Consider the following 20,452-nt stretch of genomic DNA (forward strand, 5'->3'; position numbering starts at 1 on the left):
TTTTATGAGTTTGAGTCCAGATAACTGATTTGATTGATATATCAACTATTGAGATTATAGATAAGTTTACCAATTCAGCATTTTTGAAGATTTCAAATTATTGTAAATCACTTTATTTGATTTATGATAAGTTAAACCCGGCCTGTATGCAATAGTTGTAATTTAATGAACCATTGACGTTATCATTGGCCGGAGTATCTTATCTCAAAGCAAAAAGTTTAAGCCTGCTGAAAGAAGGTTCCGTTAACAAATTCCGGCAGGAAACAACCGGGCGGTTACCGTGTTACCTTAACATACTAAACAGAAATTTATGAATACGCCAGAAAACAACAATACAGACAACACACCCGAAAACCAGGATGATGAACAAGCTACCCAGAGCCGCCGCTCGGACACGCAGGAAGCTGATGGCCTGATCGGGCAGACCGATGTGCCTGATACCGAAGGCTGGGACACGGCAACTGAGGCCTCTTCTGCTTCGTTTACACTTGAACCCGAAAAAGGTATAGAGTCGGAAGTGAAAAAGGATGATAACAACGATCCGGATTATAACGGCAAGCAATAAGTTTTAACCCGGCTGTAATAATTGAACAGCCGGGTTGTTTTTTGTCTTGTTACTTTACCTTATGCCAAGCCTGATTCCGAAGGTTATACTCTTACCTGCGCTAAGCTGGGCTTAACCAAAGCTGGTTGCGTAGTGATTAAAGACACCCAGACCGGTTTGAATGCGGCCAGAGCCGCCGGATTCGCCTGCTATGTGGTACAAAGCAATAGCAGCAAACACCATAAATTTACGCAAGCCGACCAGGTGTTTACAGATTTAAGGGCCATGCAACACTACTTGTCAGCAACCGGATTAGTTTGAGTAATTGATGGAAAGAATTGGCCTTATCTAACCATACTTTACTTACATCTGCTATTTTTGCTGGTTAAATGAAATACCTGCGCTGGCTGCTTTTTCCGTTCTCGCTTTTATACGCGCTGGCTGTGGTGATACGCAACCGGTGCTACAATGCCGGGTGGCTTAAAAGCCAGTCATTTAACCTGCCCGTAATTGCTGTGGGTAATTTGGCGGTGGGCGGGGCAGGTAAAAGCCCCATGACGGAGTATCTGGTACGCTTGCTGAAAGCAGATTACCGGCTGGCTACCCTCAGCCGTGGCTACGGGCGCAAAACCAGGGGCTTTATTTTGGCCGATGAACCTGCAAATGCGCAGACCATTGGCGATGAACCGGCGCAGTTCAAACAAAAGTTTCCGGATGTTTCGGTGGCTGTTTGCGAAAAACGCGCGGAAGGCATACAGCAGTTACAAGCTAATCATCAGTTGATTATATTGGATGATGCCTACCAGCACCGGGCGGTAAAACCGGGGTTCAGCATTCTGATGATGGAGTACGGCCGCCTTGCCGGGCCGCACCTGCTGCTGCCGGCCGGTAACCTGCGCGAGCCTTACAGCGGCCGCAGCCGCGCCGATGTAATCGTGATCAGCAAATGTCCGCCCGAACTCGGCATACAGCAGCAGCAGGCATTATTGAACAGTGTACGCCCGTTACCGCACCAGCAGGTGTTTTTCAGCGCAATCACCTATTATTCGCTGCAGCACCTGTTTACCGCAGCGCAAATACCAATGCCGGGTGCCAGCACGACTATCTTCTTACTTACAGGAATAGCCAACGCAAAGCCATTGGTGCAGTATATTCAACAGTATACGCCCCATGTGGTACTGCACAATTATCCCGACCATCACCAGTTTACCTTAAAAAATATTACTAAACTTGCCGGTGATTTTAACGCCTGTACATCAGCCTCAAAACTGATCATTACTACTGAGAAGGATGCACAGCGGTTAAAGCGCCCGGAGTTTGATGCGCTGCTGCAAAAACTGCCAGTATTTATACTGCCCATCGGCCTCGGTTTTTTAAATAACGCCGCACCGCAGTTTAATCAAATGATCATCAACTATGTTAGAAAACATACAACGCACCACCGCCTTTATTAAAAACCGCATCGGCGATTTTGAACCGGAGGTAGGTATCATATTAGGTACCGGCCTGGGCGGTTTGGTAAAAGATATTGAAGTGGAGAAGCAACTGCTGTACTCCAACATTCCTGATTTTCCAATGTCGACACTGGAATTTCATTCAGGTAAATTAATATTCGGCACACTGGCCGGCAAAAAGGTAGTAGCCATGCAGGGGCGCCTGCATTATTACGAGGGTTACAGCATGAAGCAGATTACCTTTCCGGTACGCATCATGAAAATGCTGGGCATCAAAACCCTGTTGGTTTCCAACGCCAGCGGCTCATTAAACCCGGTCATCAGGAAAGGCGACCTGATGGTAATTGATGACCATATTAACCTGCAGCCCGATAACCCGCTTATCGGTACTAATTATGAGGAGCTGGGCCCGCGCTTTACCGACATGAGCCAGCCCTACAGTTTGCCGTTGATTGAAAAAGCGCTGGATATTGCTATACAAAACAATATAACCTGCCACAAAGGAGTTTATGTAGCGGTTACCGGGCCAAACCTGGAAACGAAAGCTGAATACCGTTACCTGCGGCTGATTGGCGGCGATGCCGTAGGCATGAGCACAGTGCCCGAAGTGATTGTAGCCAACCACATGGGCTTGCGGGTGTTTGCCATTTCGGTAATTACAGATGAGGGCTTTTCGGAAACACTAAAACCGCTGCTGCTGGATGAAATATTAGCCGTAGCGCATGAGGCCGAACCTAAAATGACATTGATACTAAAAGAACTGATAGCCGGGCTTAATGCTTAAACTGCTGCGATACTTTATACTTCTCCTCCCCGCTTTGCTGCTGGCGCAGATGGCGTATGCACAAATTCCTAACCAGCCGTATAACCGGCTGCCGGGGCAGCCGCAGCAGCCCCTGTCTGACACGGCCAACCGCAGCAGGGCAGCCAGCGAATCGGTAGATACGCTGCGTAAGCGGCAGGAAACACAGCACGATACGGTAATTTTTACCTCTAAGTTTATAAGGGTTACCAATGAGCGCCTGCTGAATGATAGTACGCAGGCATTTGCGCTTGACACCGGGATACGGGATTTTGAAAACTACAGCCCGCTTTACCAGCCGCGCAGCCCGCGCATCAACTTAGGTAACCTGGGCCTGCCACAGCGCCCGCTGCTGTTTGAACCGGCAAAAGGCGTAGGCTTCGATGTGGGCCTGCACTTTTTGGATGTGTACATGCTTAACCCCGAAGATATACAATACTACCGGGCGCGTGTGGGCTACACCAACCTGTATTATGTGGGCGGTGCGCTTACCGAGCAGTATTTTAAACTGGTGCACAGCCAGAACATCAAACCCAACTGGAACTTCGGCTTCAACTTTAATACCATTGGCTCAAAGGGTTTTTATGCCCGGCAGAACGTGGGGGAACTGAGTGCGGGGCTATTTACTTGGTACGAATCAAAAAACAAGCGGTACAACCTGCTGGCCAACCTGATCTACAATAATATGCGGGTGCCCGAAAACGGATCGCCTCAAAACCCCAACCTGTTCAACAGCCAGAGCAGCGATTTCAGTTTCCTGTCGCAACCGGTGCGCCTCAACGCTTCCAGCGAACTGCAGAACAACAACGGGCTGTACATTAAGCAGTTTTACTATTTAGGCCGCATTGATAAAAAATCTGGGACAGATACCAGCAAGGTACTGCCTACGCAACGGGTAGCTTACACCTTTCATTACAACTCACGTACCTACCGCTTCTCGCAAAATGAGGCCGATACCTACCGTACTTTCCCCGACTATTATTTCAGCCCCACCGTATCGCGCGATTCACTTACGCTGCAACACCTGAGAAACGATTTCAGCTACAGCTTTTATCTGAGGCCGAAGGCTGGCAGCTTAATAAAAAACGAAGTAAAGCTGGATCTGGGCCTTACTCAGGATTTGTATCAGTACCGCCAGTATATTACCGACTCTATCAGCAACCTTACCGGGCTGGCTAATCAGCAGCGGCAGGTGGCTAAAAGCACCTTTCAGAATTTAACCCTGAACGCCAAACTGGGCTATAAATTCAGCGACCGGGTGATACTGAACACCGATTTCAGGCAGGTGGTACAAAGCGGCTACGAGAATTTTGGCGATTACCTGTACGATGCCAGCCTTACCCTGTCGGGCGGCAACAAGGCCGGTCGTATCATCTTTGGCGCTTATGCACAAAGCAATGCCGCGCCGCTGGTTTACACGCATTGGATATCCAATCATTACATTTTTAACAATAGCTTCAACAAGCAGAAGATCAACAACCTGTCGTTCAATTACATCAATGACTTTTTACAGCTGGATTTAAAAGCCGAGTACTTTTTGATTGACAATTACCTGTATTTTACGGCGCAGCCCAATGGCATTGATGCCACACCTACACAATATGGGTCTGCTATCAGTTTATTGAAAGTAAGCGCCGGTAAAACCTTCCAGTGGCGGCACTGGCATTTTGAAGATTACCTGGTGTACCAGAAAACCGATAAGCAATCCATCCTGCGTACGCCGGAAGTATACAACTATGCCAGCCTGTATTACTCCAGGTTATTTTTTAGTGTGCTGAATACCAGCATAGGAGCTAACGTGCGGTATAATACCACCTACCTTGCGCCATCATACGCGCTTAGTATCGGCCAGTTTTATAACGGCCCCGATGTTACGTTTACCTCCTACCCCATAGTTACCGTATTTGCAAAGGCTACGCTGTACCGTACTAACCTGTTCCTGCAATATGATTATGCCAACCAGGGCCTGTTCAGCCCCGGCTATTACACCGTAAACCGTTACCCAATGGGGGGCCGCCTATTAAAGTTTGGCGTATCTTGGACTTTCTATAACTAAACGCCTGTAACGGACATTATTGTTTTACAGTAGCTAATGCTGTATTTTTATACTGTTGAACAACAATTTCAGTTGATGAGAAGCACAAAGGCGCCTGCCACTACTGTTGACGAATACATTGCCGGCTTTACCCCGCCGGTGCAGGATTTACTGGAACAGGTAAGGGCTGCCGTTAAGGCGGCTGCCCCGAAGGCCGAGGAATGTATCAATTATCAGATCCCCACTTTTACCCTGCAGGGCAACCTTTTACATTATGCCGCCTACAAGAATCACATTGGCTTTTACCCCACGCCTTCGGGCATTAAAGCCTTTCAGCAGGAACTGGCCGGCTATAAAAGTGCAAAAGGTTCAGTACAGTTTCCGTTAAATGAGCCGTTGCCGCTCGACCTGATTACACGTATTGCACTATTCAGGGCCGAAGAAAACTTAAAGGATGCCTCGGCATAGATACAACTGATACCAAGCTTAAGGCACAAATGGAATTACATAAGCCATCAGTAGTGTTTGCTTTATAATAACTTTGTTATTCAACCTGAGATAAATAAGTTTGCTAAAGGAATTACTAATTTCATCACGCACAGATGGCTGCTCTAATGCGGCTGGCAAAGCAGCAACAAGCATGAAAAAACAATACGTTTCATTATTTACCGGGCTACTCTTCTTCTCCGCCTGCGCAACCGGCAAAAAGGCAGTAACCGTACCTGCCGGTAATAATGCATCAACGGCTAATGATGGCAAACTGTGGGCCTCCTTATACCAGCAGCGGGCGGCCGAATATCAGGCCCTGTGCTTTCAGGCTTATAACCTGGCCAAACTACGGCTGGATGAAGCGCTGCAGCACAAAGGCAGCCGGCCGCTGGCGGTAATTACCGATGTGGATGAAACGGTGTTGGATAATAGTCCGTACGATGCTGAACGGGCGATACACAACCAGGACTTCGACCTGGCGGCCTGGAAACGCTGGACGGCGAAAGCACAGGCCGATACTGTACCAGGCGCACCGGCATTCTTAAAATACGCCGCAGCAAAAGGCGTAACCATATTTTATGTAACCAACCGCGATGAAGACGAGCGCACCGGTACTACCCGCAACCTGCGTTTGTACAATCTTCCGTTTGCCGATGATGTGCACATCCTGCTCAAAAACGGCCCGTCGAGCAAGGAGGCACGGCGGCGGCACGTTGCCGAAAACTTTGATATTGTATTGCTGTGCGGCGATAACCTGCCCGATTTTGATGCCCGTTACGATAACAAACCAGCCGAGGCCAGCCGCACCGCTGCTACCCGCCAGCTGATGCAGCAATTCGGTAGCAGATACATCGTGATACCCAATGGTGCCTACGGCGACTGGGAGAATGCGTGGTTTAGCTTCGGCAAGCTTACGCCTGCCCAAAAGGATTCGGTGATCAGGGCTAAGGTGAAGCTGGACAAACAGTAGCACCTGTTTGACTGCCAGGATTTAATGATGCCGCTTACAAGAACTGATAGAATGTGTAAGCGGCCTTGCAGAAACACTAACGCAGTTGGGTTGTTGCTTTACCGGTTAAACACCTGATTTTTTAACGCATGACAGTTATTGAAAACGATTACCTGAAGGTTGCGGTTAACGCACAGGGCGCCCAGCTTAGTTCATTTTACAATAAGGTAGCCCAGATAGAACACCTGTGGCAGGCTGATGCCAGCGTATGGCCCTGGCATGCACCCAACCTATTTCCTGTAGTCGGGCAACTGGCTAATAATCAGCTGCACGTTAGCGGCAATCCCTATGCCATGAACCGGCATGGCTTCGCAAGGCAATCTGCATTTAAACTGGTTGAGGCTGAACGCAAGCATATTGCCTATTCCCTGCATTACAATGAAGATACGTTGAAGGTATACCCCTACCGGTTTACCTACCAGGTACTGTATGATTTGATTGATAATGCATTGCGCATCACCCATAAAGTCATCAATCTGGATACACAGCCCATTTATTTTTCGGTGGGCGGGCATCCGGCCTTTAATGTTCCCTTCATGCCGGGCGAGGCTTATGAAGATTATTACATAGAGTTTGAGGTGCAGGAGCCACTGCACAAGCATCTGATTAACGCCAACGGTTTATACAGCGGCGAAACGCAACCGGTACCTGCAAACCAAAGCCGTCTACCTCTCACCCGCGACCTGTTTAACCAGGATGCGCTGGTGTTTAAAGGCATACAGTCAAAACAGGTATGCCTCAAGAATGATAAAAACGAACACTCCATTACGGTAGAGTTTCCGCATTTTCGGTACCTCGGTATATGGGCCAAGCCGGGGGCTGATTTTGTGTGCATTGAGCCTTGGCTGGGCCTGGCGGATAATGCCGGCTTTACCGGCGACATCAGCGAAAAGGAAGGCATACAAAAGCTGGTACCCGGCCACGTGTTTGAGGCCGCTTATTACATCAGCATTTAACATACCCGATGCTACCCAACGTTTTCAGACCGTTGCAGGTTATATCAAGTACCGCTCCTGTTATAGCATTTTTTCGCCGTTTATGGCATTTATACGTCTTTATACGTCCCGGAATGCCCGAAATCACACTGCTCCGTTACGGATAATATGCTGATTGCCCATTTCCAGAAACCATTGTTCCAGGCCGCCGTGTAAACTGTAAATGGTCAGATCCGGGTATTTTTCCTGCAGCAGCCGGGCTGCCTGTAAGCTACGGCTTCCCTTTTGGCAGAAAGTTACTACCGGTACATTTTCAGTGAAATTCAGTTCAGCAGGATTAAAATCCGACAAAGGATGCAAATGAGACTGCGCTAAATGTACCTGGTTAAACTCCTGACTTTCACGCACATCCATCAGGTAAAAAGGTTTATCGGCTTCATACCAGCGGTTTAGTTCCTGTGGCTTAATGGGGTTTACGGTATGGCATATGGCAGCCTCATAACTGTCCTGCAGCTGGGTAATGTTCTTGTTTTCCGGCCTGGCCTTTAGCTTGATCTTATATTGCTCATCAGCCAGAAAATCAAACAGTTGCAGCCATCCCGACAGGTTTTTCCCATTGCCGGTAAGCACTTTTACCACCTGCAAAGCCTGCTGGCAACCAATGATGCCTGGCACCACTCCCAATACCCCGGCAGTGTTACAATCGGGTATTTCACCGGCTGCAGGCGGCACCGGGTACAAGCAGCGGTAGGTAGGCCCATCCTGGTAATTAAATACACTTACCTGCCCTTCGTACTGGTGTATGGCGCCATACACATACGGTTTGTTCAGGATAACGCAGGCATCGTTAATAAGGTAGCGGGTACTGAAATTATCGGTAGCATCAACTACAATGTCGTAATCGGCTGCCAATGGTAAAATATTATTACGGGTTACATTTTCAAAAAAGGGCTTAAAGCGTGCCTGCCGGTTTTGCGCCGAGAGCTTGCTCACCGCTACATTTACCTTGGATTGCTGGACATCGGCATCGCCATATAATACCTGCCGGTGCAGGTTGGTTACGTTCACCACATCACCGTCGGCAATACCGATCAGCCCAATTCCCATCCCCGTTAAGTATTGCAATACCGGTACTCCTAAACCTCCGGCACCTATTACCAGCACTTTAGCTTGCTGCAACTTTTGCTGCGCCTCAAAGCCAAATCCCGGAAGTTGTATCTGGCGGTTATAGCGGGTATACGTATTCATGTAAAAAGAATTAGCCGCCTAAAACAGACATGGATTGATGCACCGAATTATTGGCCAATGCCTGAGCAGCGTAACCATCCGGCTCGCGTTTGGCTACAGCAGCCAGTATCTCTTGCTCCACATCGGTAACCGAAGCTCCGCTACGCAACACATCGCGTAGATTCACTACCGGCGGGCCATACAAACAGGTGCGCAGTTCGCCGGTGGCCGATAAACGTACACGGTTGCAGGTGCCGCAAAAAGTACGGCTGAAGGACGGTATCACCCCAAAGCTGCCTTTATAACCTGGTATCCTATAATTTACCGAAGTTGAGCTGCGCTCATTAATCAGGCGGGTTACCTCGGGATAATGTTGGCTGATATAATCCAAAATGCGTTTGTAGTCCCAATCCGCCTTGATTTCAGCATCCTGGCTACCGTTAAAAGGCATTTCTTCCAGAAAACGCACAGCAAGCGGATAATCTTTGGTGAGTTCAATAAAGGGAATAATATCGCCTATATTTTTATTCTCGGCCACCACACAGTTCAGTTTCACTTCAAAGCCGTCATTCAGCAATTTGAATATGCCTTTATATACTTCATCAAAACTATCGCGGCGGGTAATGTGGTGAAAGCGATCCTTATCCAGCGAGTCTAAACTTATATTTATTCTGCGGATACCCATACTTAACAACGCAGCTTGGTATCTGGCTGATAGCGTACCGTTACTGGTAACCGTAATTTCGTCTAAGCCGTCTATCCTGCTCAGTTTATCTAAAAACGGCATAATGCCGTTGCGCACAAATGGCTCACCGCCAGTAATACGTATTTTAGAAACCCCGAGATCACAAAAGATGGCCGACAGCTGGTACATTTCATCGAATGAAAGCAATTCACTGCGTTTGGCAAAGTCGACCCCTTCTTCGGGCATGCAGTAATAACACCTGAAGTTACACCGGTCGGTAACCGATAATCTCAGGTAGTTGAGCTGCCTGCCGTACTTGTCTACTAATTTACCTTCACTCATGTTGCTTGCTTATGGATGCGCATTTACCCAAATGCTGTTATCCTCGTAAAATTCTTTCTTCCAGATGGGCACTGTCTTCTTTAGTTCATCAATTAAAAAACGGCAGGCCTCAAACGAAGCTTCGCGGTGTGCCGATGATACGCCAACCACCACTACCGGCACACCCGGCTGTTTAGCCCCAACGGCATGTATCATCACCAGCTTTTCCAGCGGCCATTTGGCCTGTGCCAGTTCGGCCACAATTTCCATCTGCCGGATGGCCATCGCATCATAGGCCTCAAAATCAAGGTGTATCACCTCTTTGCCTTTGCTATGGTTACGCACCGTGCCTATAAACAGGTTAACCGCTCCCGCTTTGGGCGAGTGCAGTGCCTGATAGGCCTCGTTCAAATCAATATCTTCAACAATACGGATGTTCATATCATCAAGCAATTAACCGCCGCTTACCGGCGGAATAAGCGCTACTTCGCTATCTACAGTTAGTAAATCCTCGTTTTCGGCATACTCGCTATCTACAGCTACGGCCAGTGAACTCAACTGCTTTAAGGCCGGGTACTGATTAGTAAGCCAGTGCTTTAAATCAGCCACCGTATGTAATTGTTCGGCTTCCGGAACGGTAAGCTTTTGCCTGCCGGTAATTTCGCGGGTGATGCCAAACAGCAAAATCTCCATAAAATATTGGTTTGATATTACGCTGCTATTTAAGCCTGCAGAATGCATTGTTGAGTAAACAATACCGCCCGCCTATGGTTTTAAACACCTTATAAAGTTAAGAAAGCTTTTGTAAACTCATACCCGCCGCGTTACATCTTAACGTCACTTTTTGGCCGGGCAATAAAGCAGTGTCACCGGTAGTTGGCACCGGCAAAACAATGACCTGATTGTTCACCAATACCTCCGCTCCTGCTTTGGTGATGGCAACCACTTCTCCTATGAGTGTTAAATCGCCGGAGTTGCTGTTGAACAAACGTCCGGGCACTTCATCGGCTACAACTCTGCCCTGCTTCATATGCAGTACACGTTTCGCCAGATGATAAATTTCGCTCACCTCGTGGCTCACCAGCAGTGTGGTAAAGCCGTACTGCTGATGCAGATCGGCCAGCTGGTTACGTAACGAAACCCGCAACTCGTTACCCACTGCTGATAGCGGCTCATCTAACAATAGCACTTGTGGACGCTTCAAAATAGCCCTTGCCAGCGCTACCCGCTGCTGCTGCCCGCCCGACAGCATGGCCGGTTTGCGGTGCGCCAGGCTTTCAAGCTGCATGATACTCAACAAGTGCTGCAACTCTCCTTTCCCTGCTTCTTTGGCCATAGCGAACTCCAGATTTTGCTGCACCGTCATGTTAGGGAACAAGGCATAATCCTGAAACATGAAGCCGGTATCCCTTTTTTGGGGCGGGAGGGTGATATTTTTATACGTATTAAGCCAGGTTACGCCGTTAACTTCAATGATGCCTTCGTCGGGCTGCATGAGGCCGGCTACCATTTTCAGTACTGAAGTTTTACCGGCACCCGACGGGCCATATAATGCGGTTAAACTGCCGGTTTGCAGTTCGGTATCTATATGCAGGTCCGCTTCGCCATTGGGCAGATTGAGTTTTTTGCGAATGTTAAGTTTAATCATACCGGCAGCCGCTTTCTGAATAAGTTTCTGTTACTGGTGTATACCACAAGCAGGATGCTGAATGATATAGCCAGCAATATGGCAGCGTATACGTGCGCCTGGTGAAAGTCCAAAGCTTCGGCGGCATCATAAATGGTGATGGAAGCCACGCGGGTTACACCCGGAATGTTACCGCCGATCATCAGCACTAAGCCAAATTCGCCCAGCGTATGGGCAAAGGTTAATACAATACCGCTTAACAGGGCGGGTTTAACATTAGGTAATAACACCCGCAGCAGCGTTTGCCTGCGCGATTTGCCCAATGTATAAGCCGCCTGCGCCAGATTGGGTGGAAGGGTTTCCAGCCCGGCCTGTATGGGCTGTACCATAAAGGGCAGACTGTACAGCATAGAACCAATCACTAAACCGGTAAACGAGAACACCAGCTGCACGTGAAACCATTCGGCCAGATGGCGGCCCAGCCACTGCGCCGGACTAAAAGCCAGCAACAAATAAAAGCCCAGTACCGATGGCGGCAGCACCAGCGGCAGGCTGATGATAGCTTCGGCAACAGGCTTCAAACGCGATTTGCTGAAATAAAGCAAGGCCGCCAGCGGAATACCAACTATACACAAACCGGCAGTGGTAAACAACGCCAACTTAAGCGTGAGCCACAGCGGTTGATAATCCATTGGCAGGTGGCTTTCTTAAACGTAAGTAACCGTCATTTCGGTGGATTTTACCATGCCGGTTACCTCGTCGCCCTCGTTAAGATTAAGCGCATTGGCAGCATTATTGGTAATTACCGAATACAGGGTTTGGCCATTGTAATTCAGCACTACCTCGGTAAGGACATTGCCGGCCTCAATAGCGGTAACCGTAGCTTTAAAAAAATTACGGATGCTGATAGCGCCCGAGAACAGCTTGGCAATGGCCATGTCTGATGCCTTGAACTCCAGACTAACGGCTTCATCCTTTTTCAGCCATGAGGCGTTTTCAGGGGTAGCGTTTGACAGCGCAGTAAATGTTTCGCCGCCGGTATTTACGGTAACTAATGACACATGCCCATCGGTTTCCACCTGGTGAATCGTACCTTGAATGGTATTTACTTTATTGATATCCATATTGCTTAAATATTTTTTGAGCCTTGTTGCTGAACAGGTAAGTATAAAACTGCTGTGCCTGCTTTTTATGGTTTGAGGTCTTTACTACTATCACGCCTTGCGCAATGGGCTTATATAAGCCTTGCGGTACATCCACCCACCGGCCCTTATCCGCCTGTGCCGGGTCGAGCACCACAGCTTTGGCGGTTAGCGCAGCATCAGCTGCCCCGGTGAGCAGGTATTGGTTTACCTGCGCTATGCTTTCGCCATACACAATTTTGGGCTGCAAAGCAGTGTAAATCTTCAGTTTGCTAAACGCCTGTATAGCCGCCTCCCCGTAGGGCGCCAGTTTGGGATTGGCTACTGCAACTTTCTTGAACTCAGCGCTTTTTAAACCTGCCAAACCATTGTTAAGGTGTGCATTCTTCATCGTCCAGAGCACCAATTTACCATAGGCATATTCTTTGGGTTTAGCGGTGGTTAGGCCTTTGCTGTATAATTCCTGCGGGTATTTCATATCTGCCGAGAGGAATACATCAAACGGCGCCCCCTGCTCAATCTGCGTGGTCAACTTGCCCGAAGCGCCCACTACCAGCTCGGGGCTGATGCCGCTTTGCTTCTTAAAATCTGCGGCCAGTACCTTGGCTACAAACTGTGCATTGGCGGCTACGGCTATGCGCAGCTCCTGTGCCAAAGCGAGGTAAGGCAACAGCAGTACGGCAATTGCAACTAAAATCCTTTTCATTAGTCGGTTACCGTTACCAGCTTAATATCTTTCACCTGGCGTATCCAGCGGGCGTGCTTCTTTTCGCCGGTGGCTATTACCTGGTAAGGGCCTACGGCAGCCGGTAGCGGCTTACCATCAACCTGGTCGGCCAGGAGTACGGTTTTGTCCATCAGCGCCGGGTCTATTTCAGGCAGGGCGTATATTATTTTGTAGTTATCGGCTGCGCTGATGAGCACATAACTGGTGAGCACCTTTTTTCGTGCGCCATCGCCCATGATGGCATCGGCTTTCGTTAATATATCTGATAGCAACACCCCCGAATAATGGTGTATCTTCTCATCGTGCGCTTTGGCATCCAGTTGCACATGCTTTAAGCCTTTCATCACTTCGGCAGTTAACGTATAGGGCTTGGGCACACCGCTTACAGTTACCGATTGCGCCGAAACATTTGCGGCTATGATGGTTACTGCTATGGTTAATAAATAGTAAATGTTCTTCATGAAGGCGATAGTTTATCTGGCTGCAATATAGGAGTTTTCAGATGCAAGCGCCAAAAATCAGGGAACAGGAAAATTCATCTGTTATTGTCATCCTTGTTTTTATGTTATGATGCAGCCTCCCACCTTACCGGTTTGCAAAACGGCTTACAAAGGTTAACATAATTCTGGAAATAATTTCACAATTACTTAGCTATCAATAACTTATAAAATATAAAGTTTACATAAAATGAACAGTGTCTTCTGCCAGTAACCGTTACCAATAACCTGACTGTTTACGATTACAGCGGGTTTGAAAATCGGATGTTAAAACAAATCATAAGGTAGTGATGCGATGCTGCGACTACAAGCATCAGGAGCATAGAAATAAATCCGGCATTCAATTCAGTTAATAGCTTTTCAATTAACTTTGGGGTTACGCCTTGCCCATATATGCGCAGTTAGTAAGGAGTAGCCTGATTTTGTTTCTTTAGTCAATTTTCAACTGAAAAGAATAAAAATGTTAGTTTGTAGCAGATGTCTTTGCCCATTGCAAGGCTTCATCCCGTTCGTGCGGGTGGTTTACGTTTTGTAAATCCTGCAAGGCAGGGGCCTGCAAAAGCTCGGTATCTGAATTGATGAGCACCTTGCGCGGACAGGAATAGCCCATACTCAAAAACTGCAGAAGTATGCTGTAAGCCCGTGGCTCCCAAATGGTAATCAGAGGTTCGGGAAACCTGCCCTCCGGATCTAAGAAGGCAGTGGCAAGTTTAGACGGGTTGCGATGCTGTACCAGGTATTTCAACGTGGCTGCCGAGAGATATGGTAAATCGCAGGCTACTGTAAGCCATGCGGCATCCGGCTGCTGCTGAAAGGCTGACAAAATGCCTCCCAAAGGCCCGAGGCCTAAGAATTTATCGGTAATGTAAGGCAATGCTTCATTCGGGTTTACAGCCTGTTCACCGGCGCAGGAAACGTAACTTGAAGCGCATGAAGCACTTAACAGTTCATACGTGTGCTGCCGCTGTGTTTGGCCGAAGTAACTGATGCTGCCTTTATCCTGCTGCATACGGGTACTCTTACCACCGGCCAGCACTAAACCGTTTAATGGCGGCAGCTTAACGTTCATCCACTGCTGTATAAATTCCGCAATCTCATTCACCTGCCGGATGTTCAACACCGGCACCTGCGCCAAACCGGGGTTATGCTCAAGCAAGTAGGCGGGAATTTCTGTCTGCCCTTCTGTGAGCAATATCAATTGCACATGCGTAAGCCGGTCAAGCTTCTTGTGCAAGGGTTTACGCTCGTCAATAACAATAATCTGGCTGTGCGCGGTAAAGTGATTACCGTTCACCAATACCATATCCTGCCCGGCAAACAGCATCTTTTGCTCAAAGCTGTTGAACGTTTTCTGATAAATCAGTTTTCGCGAAACGATCTGATCAGTGAACTCTATGGCAGCGCCATGCGCCAGTGCTGTATCATCTGCCGGTGTTACCGCCTTATGGTCGGCATCCACATAGGCAATAATATACTGTGAAGACAATCCTTTAATCAGCCGGTTTGCCAGTTGCTGTATCCCGCCGCATGGTGTACCCATTATAGCCAGCTCATTCCGGTTAAACTCACCGGTAACAGGGCGGGCAATGGCCGCATGTTTCTGATGCTTTTTATCGGGCGCTAAAATCACTTTTACCTCCTGTTTTCTCTACCAGCCGGGTTTCTTTAATTACAATGTGGTGCGAAAAGGCTTTACACATATCATATATGGTTAAAGCGGCTACACTGGCCCCGATTAATGCCTCCATTTCAACACCGGTTTTTGAGGTGATCACCGCCGTGCAGTCAATCACTACTTCCTGATGCTCGTTTACTGTGATCTCAACCTTACAGTTCTCTAAGGCCAAAGGGTGGCAAAGCGGAATCAGATCACTGGTTTTTTTGGCCGCCATAGTACCGGCAATGATGGCCGTTTGAAACACCGGCCCTTTTTTTGTTTGTATATCATTACCGGTAAGGTACTGCATAATTTCTTCGCCCAGCACCACCACACTACGTGCTTTAGCTACGCGTTTGGTCACTTGCTTATCGCTAACATCTACCATCGCGGGGCTATTGGTGTCCGGGTTGATGTGGGTAAATGTTCTTTCGGTTGACGGCATATATGGATGATGTTCTTAATAAAACTCAAGCATTTCTTTTGAGGTTGCAAACTCACCAGGCGTCATTGCGAGGTACGAAGCAATCTTTATACAACACTTCTACCTATATATAGCAGAGAGATTGCTTCGTACTTCGCAATGACGCATTTTTGGTATTCTGCAAGTAGTTGTAATATAAGCAACTCTTACAAAATTACATAAATAAGGGGAGCTTGCTCTAAACAGGCTCCCCTTAACATTAATTATAAAGCCGTAATCCGCTACATCACCTTATCCAGCTGGATAGGTAAACTGCGCACACGCTTACCGGTGGCATGATATACCGCATTAGAAATGGCTGCGGCTACACCTACTATGCCAATCTCGCCCAAGCCTTTTACCCCCAGCGGGTTTACAATATCGTCATGCTCCTCTACAAAGATTACATCAATATCGTGCACATCAGCGTTAACGGCTACATGGTATTCGGCCAGGTTGTGGTTCATAAAGCGCCCGTACTGATCATCCATTATAGAGTCCTCGTACAAAGCCTGACCGATACCCCAAACGGTACCGCCTAATACCTGGTTGCGCGAAGTTTTGGTATTGATGATACGCCCGGCAGCAACCGCATTTACTACGCGGGTTACATGAATGGCGCCAAAATCCTCATCTACCTTTACCTCCACAAATACGGCAGAGTGCGTGTAACGCGAGTAGCCGCTTTGCTTCAGCATATTGGGTAAAGAAGTAGTATCCTCTTCAATGAAATTTTTACCGCTGACTTTCATCAGGTAAGTATACTCCACAGATTTTGAAGTATCTCCGTTCAAGGTTATCTTACCGTCGGCAAAAGTTACATCTTTTTTTTCTGCACCGGCAAAAGGCGAGTCTTTTAAATCTTTGGCTAAACGCAACAGGCGGGTTTGCAAGGTTTCGCATACCGATTTTACAGCCGAGCCCACACTTGCCATAGTCCATGAGCCACCTTCAAGCGGCGCCAATGGCAACAGGGTATCTCCTAATTTAAATCTTACATCCTCCAAAGGCAAACCTAAGGTTTCGGCTGCCACTTGCGTCATGGCGGTGTAAGTACCGGTACCAATATCGGCGGTGCCGCTGCTTACCTCCAGTTTACCGTCAACAGACAGCTTAGCTTTAGCCCGGCCCGGCATCTGCATTGCCTCCCAGCAACCGGTAGCTACGCCCCAACCGATAAGCTGATTACCTTCTTGAGTAGCCCTTACTGCAGCATTGCGTTTGCTCCAGCCAAATTTCTCGGCACCCTGGCGGTATGCTTCCCTTAATTCTTTACTCGAATACGGCTTACCTTCATTTTTATCTTTTTCCGAATAATTTTTCAGTCGAAATTCCAAAGGGTCCATACCCACTGCATAAGCAGCCTCATCAACTGCTGTTTCCAGGGCAAACATACCGGTAACCCCACCGGGAGCACGCATATCCATTGGAGTAAATACATCCAAAGGCACCAGTTTATGGTCAAGTTTGGTATTATCGCAATCATATACAAAACCTGCCCAGTTCACAATGTTTTCTGTATAATCCTCAAACTGCGAAGTTTCTGAAAACCCTTCATTGATAATAGACTGTATTTTGCCTTCTTTGTCGGCACCGATGGCTACTCGCTGTAAAGTAGCCGGCCTGTGCCCGAAAGAAAACATTTGCTGACGGGTAAGCACTACCTTTACCGACCGCTTCAATTCTAAAGCTGCCAGTACCGCTAAAAATAATTGATACTGAGGCCTTAAGCCCGAACCAAAGCCACCACCCACGTAAGGTGAAATTACCCGTGCCTGTTCGGTAGAAAGGCCGAACACGCTTTTGATGTAGCTTTGGCTATTGAACACGCCCTGCGTTTTGTCATAAATTGTCAGCGTATCATCCTCATTATAAATAATGGTACTGGCAAACATCTCCATTGGATTGTGGTGCTCATAACCATGAAAATACTCTTCCCTTACCTTAAATTCCGAATCTGCAAAAGCTTTGTCTGCATCGCCGCGTGGTTTGGAAACCGGGAAACGATGCTTTTTAGCAGGCCTGGCTTTATCCAGATTCAGTTCAAGCTCTGTTACCAAATTAGTTTCGGCCTCAAATTCAAAATGAACAAGTGTGGCGGCATACCTTGCCAGTTCAAAGGTATCAGCCACAACCAGCGCAATTGGCTGCTGGGCAAATTGAATCTCATCACTTTGAAGCGGACGGAAGGGCGAACCTGAAGGTGGCGAGTCCTGTTCCTGGTAACTGCTGTCGAACCATGCCGTTTTCATTACATTTTCGTGCGTGAATATTTGCAACACCCCCTTCAGCGCAAGTGCCTGGCGGGTATCTACAGCCACAATTTTACCTTTTGCAACAGGGCTTGATACTACATAACCGTAGGTAATACCGGTTGCCACATTAAATTCTGCTGCATATTTTGCAGTACCGGTTACCTTGGCTTTACCTTCTACCCGGCTAATTTCCTTGCCTATATAATTTGTAGTGCTCATGCTTTTTTCTCCTGTCCTTCTGCTGCTTCTTTTAAGGCTCTTACTATAGCCCGTTTAGCCAGTTCAATCTTAAATGTATTATCGCCGTAACCTTTGGCGCCGGTTAAAATCTTTTCAGCCACTTTACGGAAGTTATCTTCATTAGCTTCCTGCCCTTTCAATAGCTCCTCGGCCTCTGTGTCACGCCAGGGCTTATGTGCCACGCCGCCCAAAGCCAAACGTGCATTTTTAATGATACTTCCTTCCAATTCTAAACCTACCGCCACAGATACTAAAGCAAAGGCATAAGAAGCCCTGTCACGTATCTTCAGATAGGTGTAATGCGCACCAAAACTATTTGCAGGTACATCAATGGAAGTTACAATATCGCCGGCCTGCAAATTATTATCCAGTTCAGGATTTTCGCCCGGCAGGCGGTGAAAATCGGCAAACGGGATGCTACGCTCACCATTTTTGCCGCTTATGTTAACCGTAGCGCCTAATGCTGCCAAAGCCACACACATATCAGAAGGATGCGTAGCGATACACTGCTCGCTGGTACCTAATATAGCCAGAATTCGGTTATAGCCATTAATGGCAGAACAGCCCGAACCCGGCTCGCGCTTGTTGCAGGGTGTAGCTGTATCATAAAAATAATAGCAACGGGTGCGCTGCATCAAATTACCGCCATTGGTAGCCATATTGCGCAGTTGCGCTGATGCGCCTGCCAGTATCGCTCTGGCTAATAGTGGTGAATGCTGTATTACCTGCTCACTGTAAGCGGTATCGGCATTAGTCATTAACGCACCCAGGCGCAGGGCACCGCCTTCAAGTTCCTCTATCTGCTTAAATGCTAATTTATTCAGGTCAATAAGGTGATCGGGGCGCTCTACGTTCTCCTTCATCAAATCCAGCAGATTGGTACCGCCGGCAATAAACTTAGGGCTTGCATAGTTATCAACTTCTTCAATAGCAGCAGCTACATCAGCAGCCTGGTTATAGGTAAATCTATTCATGGCTCATTACTCCTTTCGCCTGTTCAATGGCAGCAACAATATTGTTATAGGCGCCGCAACGGCAAATATTCCCGCTCATCAGTTCACGGATATCATCCGCAGTTTTCACTTTACCCTCCTGCAACATACCCACCGCCGAGCATATCTGCCCCGGCGTACAGTAACCACATTGAAAAGCATCACAATCAATAAAGGCCTGTTGCATGGGGTGCAGCTCGTCGCCTTTGGCTAAGCCTTCAATGGTGGTTACTTCACTGCCGTTTTTCATTACGGCCAAAGTCATGCACGAATTAATGCGCTTGCCGTCTACCAGAATAGTACAGGCTCCGCACTGTCCATGATCACAACCCTTTTTAGTTCCGGTAAGACCAATATATTCGCGTAATGCATCCAGTAAACTCACCCAGGGCTCTACCTGAATGCTGCAGTCCTGCCCGTTAATCCTGAAGGTTACCGGCGTACTTAAACCCTTGTCTGCCGGTGCAGCATGAGCCGAAGGCCAGGTGTTGCTTACCTGCTGTTGTTCGGTTAATATGTTCATATGATATATAGCTGATGTTTTAATGTAATAAGATGGAAATCTGTTTGTTGGTATTAGCACATAAACATTAAGCAAATACTTAAGTTTATCAACAGCACTAACTATGGGTAATTTATAATAATTACAAATAATGTTTGTGTAACACATATAAGTTTATTGGATTGTTAAAATCTGTAAATCATACTCTCTTGGAAAATATTGATAATAATGGCCTACCGGACCAGGATGAAACCTTACCCGGCGGCACTACACGGCGCGGATTTTTAACGCAAATTACCGCAGCAGGTATTGCGGTTACTGCTGCGCCTGCCTTTGCCAAAGCTATAGATGTAGTAAATACGCCTGCAGGAACAGATATAGTAACTACTCACTTAACCATCAACGGCAAGTCTTACACCTTAAATTTGGATTCGAGGGTTACCTTGTTAGATGCCCTGCGTGAGCGTTTGGGATTATCGGGCACTAAGAAAGGCTGCGACCACGGGCAGTGCGGGGCCTGTACCGTATTAGTGGATGGCAAACGCATCAACTCCTGCCTGCACCTGACAGCCGTTTGCGAAGGCAGCAAGGTAACTACGATTGAAGGCTTGGCACAGGGTGACCAGTTACACCCTATGCAGGAAGCTTTCATTAAGCACGATGCCTTCCAGTGCGGCTACTGTACGCCGGGACAAATTTGCTCGGCCGTAGGTATGCTGCAGGAAGGTAAGGCACATACTGATGCCGAGATACGTGAAGCAATGAGCGGTAATATTTGCCGATGTGGTGCTTATCAGCATATACTGGAAGCTATTAAAGAAGTTAAAACCGCTTAACCTGCATCACCCT

Annotated in this window: 23 protein-coding genes; 9 read left to right on the forward strand and 14 right to left on the reverse strand. The window is 47.7% G+C overall.

Translation table 11 applies throughout. The annotated features are described in order from the left end of the window. The first annotated feature begins 310 nt into the window (after window positions 1-310). From ACY652_RS02065 to ACY652_RS02100, 8 genes are all read left to right on the forward strand, one after another. Window positions 311-565, forward strand: coding sequence for a hypothetical protein (locus ACY652_RS02065; protein ID WP_462266272.1), 255 nt, complete (start codon window positions 311-313; stop codon window positions 563-565). Between the two features lie 21 nt (window positions 566-586). Further along, a complete protein-coding gene (locus ACY652_RS02070) occupies window positions 587-865 on the forward strand; it encodes an HAD-IA family hydrolase (RefSeq protein ID WP_462266273.1) in 279 nt (92 codons plus the stop codon). A gap of 68 nt (window positions 866-933) precedes the next feature. Then, window positions 934-1,998: a tetraacyldisaccharide 4'-kinase gene (gene lpxK / locus ACY652_RS02075; protein WP_462266274.1), complete on the forward strand. Its 1,065-nt coding sequence runs from the start codon at window positions 934-936 to the stop codon at window positions 1,996-1,998. Next, window positions 1,961-2,782, forward strand: coding sequence for a purine-nucleoside phosphorylase (locus ACY652_RS02080; RefSeq protein ID WP_462266276.1), 822 nt, complete (start codon window positions 1,961-1,963; stop codon window positions 2,780-2,782). Before lpxK ends, ACY652_RS02080 begins: the two co-directional genes overlap by 38 nt. After that, window positions 2,775-4,856 (forward strand): putative porin, encoded by a 2,082-nt coding sequence (locus ACY652_RS02085; RefSeq protein WP_462266277.1) that lies wholly within the window; start codon window positions 2,775-2,777, stop codon window positions 4,854-4,856. The genes ACY652_RS02080 and ACY652_RS02085 overlap by 8 nt, the downstream gene beginning before the upstream one ends. Window positions 4,857-4,931: 75 nt before the next feature. Then, window positions 4,932-5,303 carry an iron chaperone gene (locus ACY652_RS02090; protein ID WP_462266278.1) on the forward strand — a complete coding sequence of 124 codons (372 nt, stop codon included), beginning with the start codon at window positions 4,932-4,934 and terminating at the stop codon, window positions 5,301-5,303. Window positions 5,304-5,475: 172 nt separating this feature from the next. Then, entirely contained in the window at window positions 5,476-6,294 is an 819-nt protein-coding gene (locus ACY652_RS02095) for a 5'-nucleotidase, lipoprotein e(P4) family (protein ID WP_462266279.1), read from the forward strand. A 128-nt stretch (window positions 6,295-6,422) separates the two neighbouring features. Beyond that, complete coding sequence (locus ACY652_RS02100) at window positions 6,423-7,289, forward strand: aldose 1-epimerase family protein (RefSeq protein ID WP_462266280.1); 867 nt, start codon at window positions 6,423-6,425, stop codon at window positions 7,287-7,289. A gap of 123 nt (window positions 7,290-7,412) precedes the next feature. Here ACY652_RS02100 and ACY652_RS02105 read toward each other — a convergent pair whose 3' ends face one another. From ACY652_RS02105 to ACY652_RS02170, 14 genes are all read right to left on the reverse strand, one after another. Continuing rightward, on the reverse strand, window positions 7,413-8,516 hold the full coding sequence (locus ACY652_RS02105; RefSeq protein WP_462266281.1) for a ThiF family adenylyltransferase: 1,104 nt from the start codon (window positions 8,514-8,516) through the stop codon (window positions 7,413-7,415). Between the two features lie 10 nt (window positions 8,517-8,526). After that, window positions 8,527-9,522, reverse strand: a complete 996-nt coding sequence (gene moaA, locus ACY652_RS02110) for a GTP 3',8-cyclase MoaA (RefSeq protein ID WP_462266283.1) — start codon at window positions 9,520-9,522, stop codon at window positions 8,527-8,529. 9 nt (window positions 9,523-9,531) lie between these two features. Then, a complete protein-coding gene (locus ACY652_RS02115; RefSeq protein ID WP_462266284.1) occupies window positions 9,532-9,942 on the reverse strand; it encodes a molybdenum cofactor biosynthesis protein MoaE in 411 nt (136 codons plus the stop codon). 12 nt (window positions 9,943-9,954) lie between these two features. Beyond that, window positions 9,955-10,194, reverse strand: a complete 240-nt coding sequence (gene moaD, locus ACY652_RS02120; protein ID WP_462266286.1) for a molybdopterin converting factor subunit 1 — start codon at window positions 10,192-10,194, stop codon at window positions 9,955-9,957. Window positions 10,195-10,291: 97 nt separating this feature from the next. Beyond that, a complete protein-coding gene (locus ACY652_RS02125; RefSeq protein ID WP_462266287.1) occupies window positions 10,292-11,149 on the reverse strand; it encodes a sulfate/molybdate ABC transporter ATP-binding protein in 858 nt (285 codons plus the stop codon). Continuing rightward, complete coding sequence (modB, locus tag ACY652_RS02130; RefSeq protein ID WP_462266288.1) at window positions 11,146-11,820, reverse strand: molybdate ABC transporter permease subunit; 675 nt, start codon at window positions 11,818-11,820, stop codon at window positions 11,146-11,148. Before modB ends, ACY652_RS02125 begins: the two co-directional genes overlap by 4 nt. Window positions 11,821-11,835: 15 nt before the next feature. Beyond that, window positions 11,836-12,252, reverse strand: a complete 417-nt coding sequence (locus tag ACY652_RS02135) for a TOBE domain-containing protein (RefSeq protein WP_462266289.1) — start codon at window positions 12,250-12,252, stop codon at window positions 11,836-11,838. Next, a complete protein-coding gene (modA, locus tag ACY652_RS02140; protein WP_462266290.1) occupies window positions 12,239-12,976 on the reverse strand; it encodes a molybdate ABC transporter substrate-binding protein in 738 nt (245 codons plus the stop codon). Before modA ends, ACY652_RS02135 begins: the two co-directional genes overlap by 14 nt. Beyond that, window positions 12,976-13,458: a molybdopterin-dependent oxidoreductase gene (locus tag ACY652_RS02145; protein WP_462266291.1), complete on the reverse strand. Its 483-nt coding sequence runs from the start codon at window positions 13,456-13,458 to the stop codon at window positions 12,976-12,978. The genes modA and ACY652_RS02145 overlap by 1 nt, the downstream gene beginning before the upstream one ends. Window positions 13,459-13,957: 499 nt before the next feature. After that, window positions 13,958-15,124, reverse strand: a complete 1,167-nt coding sequence (locus tag ACY652_RS02150; protein WP_462266292.1) for an NTP transferase domain-containing protein — start codon at window positions 15,122-15,124, stop codon at window positions 13,958-13,960. Beyond that, window positions 15,105-15,596 (reverse strand): cyclic pyranopterin monophosphate synthase MoaC, encoded by a 492-nt coding sequence (gene moaC / locus ACY652_RS02155; protein ID WP_462266293.1) that lies wholly within the window; start codon window positions 15,594-15,596, stop codon window positions 15,105-15,107. Before moaC ends, ACY652_RS02150 begins: the two co-directional genes overlap by 20 nt. A gap of 260 nt (window positions 15,597-15,856) precedes the next feature. Beyond that, window positions 15,857-18,088 (reverse strand): xanthine dehydrogenase family protein molybdopterin-binding subunit, encoded by a 2,232-nt coding sequence (locus ACY652_RS02160; RefSeq protein ID WP_462266295.1) that lies wholly within the window; start codon window positions 18,086-18,088, stop codon window positions 15,857-15,859. Beyond that, window positions 18,085-19,083, reverse strand: a complete 999-nt coding sequence (locus ACY652_RS02165; protein ID WP_462266296.1) for an FAD binding domain-containing protein — start codon at window positions 19,081-19,083, stop codon at window positions 18,085-18,087. Before ACY652_RS02165 ends, ACY652_RS02160 begins: the two co-directional genes overlap by 4 nt. After that, entirely contained in the window at window positions 19,076-19,624 is a 549-nt protein-coding gene (locus ACY652_RS02170; RefSeq protein ID WP_462266297.1) for a (2Fe-2S)-binding protein, read from the reverse strand. The genes ACY652_RS02165 and ACY652_RS02170 overlap by 8 nt, the downstream gene beginning before the upstream one ends. Window positions 19,625-19,812: 188 nt before the next feature. Here ACY652_RS02170 and ACY652_RS02175 point away from each other — a divergent pair, with 188 nt between their 5' ends. Then, window positions 19,813-20,439, forward strand: coding sequence for a (2Fe-2S)-binding protein (locus ACY652_RS02175; protein WP_462266298.1), 627 nt, complete (start codon window positions 19,813-19,815; stop codon window positions 20,437-20,439). Window positions 20,440-20,452: the final 13 nt, after the last annotated feature.

Source organism: Mucilaginibacter sp. (assembly GCF_965200995.1).
In the GTDB taxonomy this organism is placed as follows: domain Bacteria; phylum Bacteroidota; class Bacteroidia; order Sphingobacteriales; family Sphingobacteriaceae; genus Mucilaginibacter.

Excerpts from the sequence above, each read along its gene's own strand:
- ACY652_RS02085 (WP_462266277.1), top strand. The coding sequence starts at position 2,775 with ATGCTTAAACTGCTGCGATACTTTATACTTCTCCTCCCCGCTTTGCTG.
- modB (WP_462266288.1), bottom strand. The coding sequence starts at position 11,820 with ATGGATTATCAACCGCTGTGGCTCACGCTTAAGTTGGCGTTGTTTACC.
- ACY652_RS02095 (WP_462266279.1), top strand. The coding sequence starts at position 5,476 with ATGAAAAAACAATACGTTTCATTATTTACCGGGCTACTCTTCTTCTCC.
- ACY652_RS02125 (WP_462266287.1), bottom strand. The coding sequence starts at position 11,149 with ATGATTAAACTTAACATTCGCAAAAAACTCAATCTGCCCAATGGCGAA.
- ACY652_RS02145 (WP_462266291.1), bottom strand. The coding sequence starts at position 13,458 with ATGAAGAACATTTACTATTTATTAACCATAGCAGTAACCATCATAGCC.
- ACY652_RS02080 (WP_462266276.1), top strand. The coding sequence starts at position 1,961 with ATGTTAGAAAACATACAACGCACCACCGCCTTTATTAAAAACCGCATC.
- ACY652_RS02165 (WP_462266296.1), bottom strand. The coding sequence starts at position 19,083 with ATGAATAGATTTACCTATAACCAGGCTGCTGATGTAGCTGCTGCTATT.
- ACY652_RS02160 (WP_462266295.1), bottom strand. The coding sequence starts at position 18,088 with ATGAGCACTACAAATTATATAGGCAAGGAAATTAGCCGGGTAGAAGGT.
- modA (WP_462266290.1), bottom strand. The coding sequence starts at position 12,976 with ATGAAAAGGATTTTAGTTGCAATTGCCGTACTGCTGTTGCCTTACCTC.
- ACY652_RS02090 (WP_462266278.1), top strand. The coding sequence starts at position 4,932 with ATGAGAAGCACAAAGGCGCCTGCCACTACTGTTGACGAATACATTGCC.
- ACY652_RS02100 (WP_462266280.1), top strand. The coding sequence starts at position 6,423 with ATGACAGTTATTGAAAACGATTACCTGAAGGTTGCGGTTAACGCACAG.
- ACY652_RS02105 (WP_462266281.1), bottom strand. The coding sequence starts at position 8,516 with ATGAATACGTATACCCGCTATAACCGCCAGATACAACTTCCGGGATTT.
- ACY652_RS02170 (WP_462266297.1), bottom strand. The coding sequence starts at position 19,624 with ATGAACATATTAACCGAACAACAGCAGGTAAGCAACACCTGGCCTTCG.
- ACY652_RS02135 (WP_462266289.1), bottom strand. The coding sequence starts at position 12,252 with ATGGATATCAATAAAGTAAATACCATTCAAGGTACGATTCACCAGGTG.
- ACY652_RS02115 (WP_462266284.1), bottom strand. The coding sequence starts at position 9,942 with ATGAACATCCGTATTGTTGAAGATATTGATTTGAACGAGGCCTATCAG.
- moaA (WP_462266283.1), bottom strand. The coding sequence starts at position 9,522 with ATGAGTGAAGGTAAATTAGTAGACAAGTACGGCAGGCAGCTCAACTAC.
- moaD (WP_462266286.1), bottom strand. The coding sequence starts at position 10,194 with ATGGAGATTTTGCTGTTTGGCATCACCCGCGAAATTACCGGCAGGCAA.
- moaC (WP_462266293.1), bottom strand. The coding sequence starts at position 15,596 with ATGCCGTCAACCGAAAGAACATTTACCCACATCAACCCGGACACCAAT.
- lpxK (WP_462266274.1), top strand. The coding sequence starts at position 934 with ATGAAATACCTGCGCTGGCTGCTTTTTCCGTTCTCGCTTTTATACGCG.
- ACY652_RS02065 (WP_462266272.1), top strand. The coding sequence starts at position 311 with ATGAATACGCCAGAAAACAACAATACAGACAACACACCCGAAAACCAG.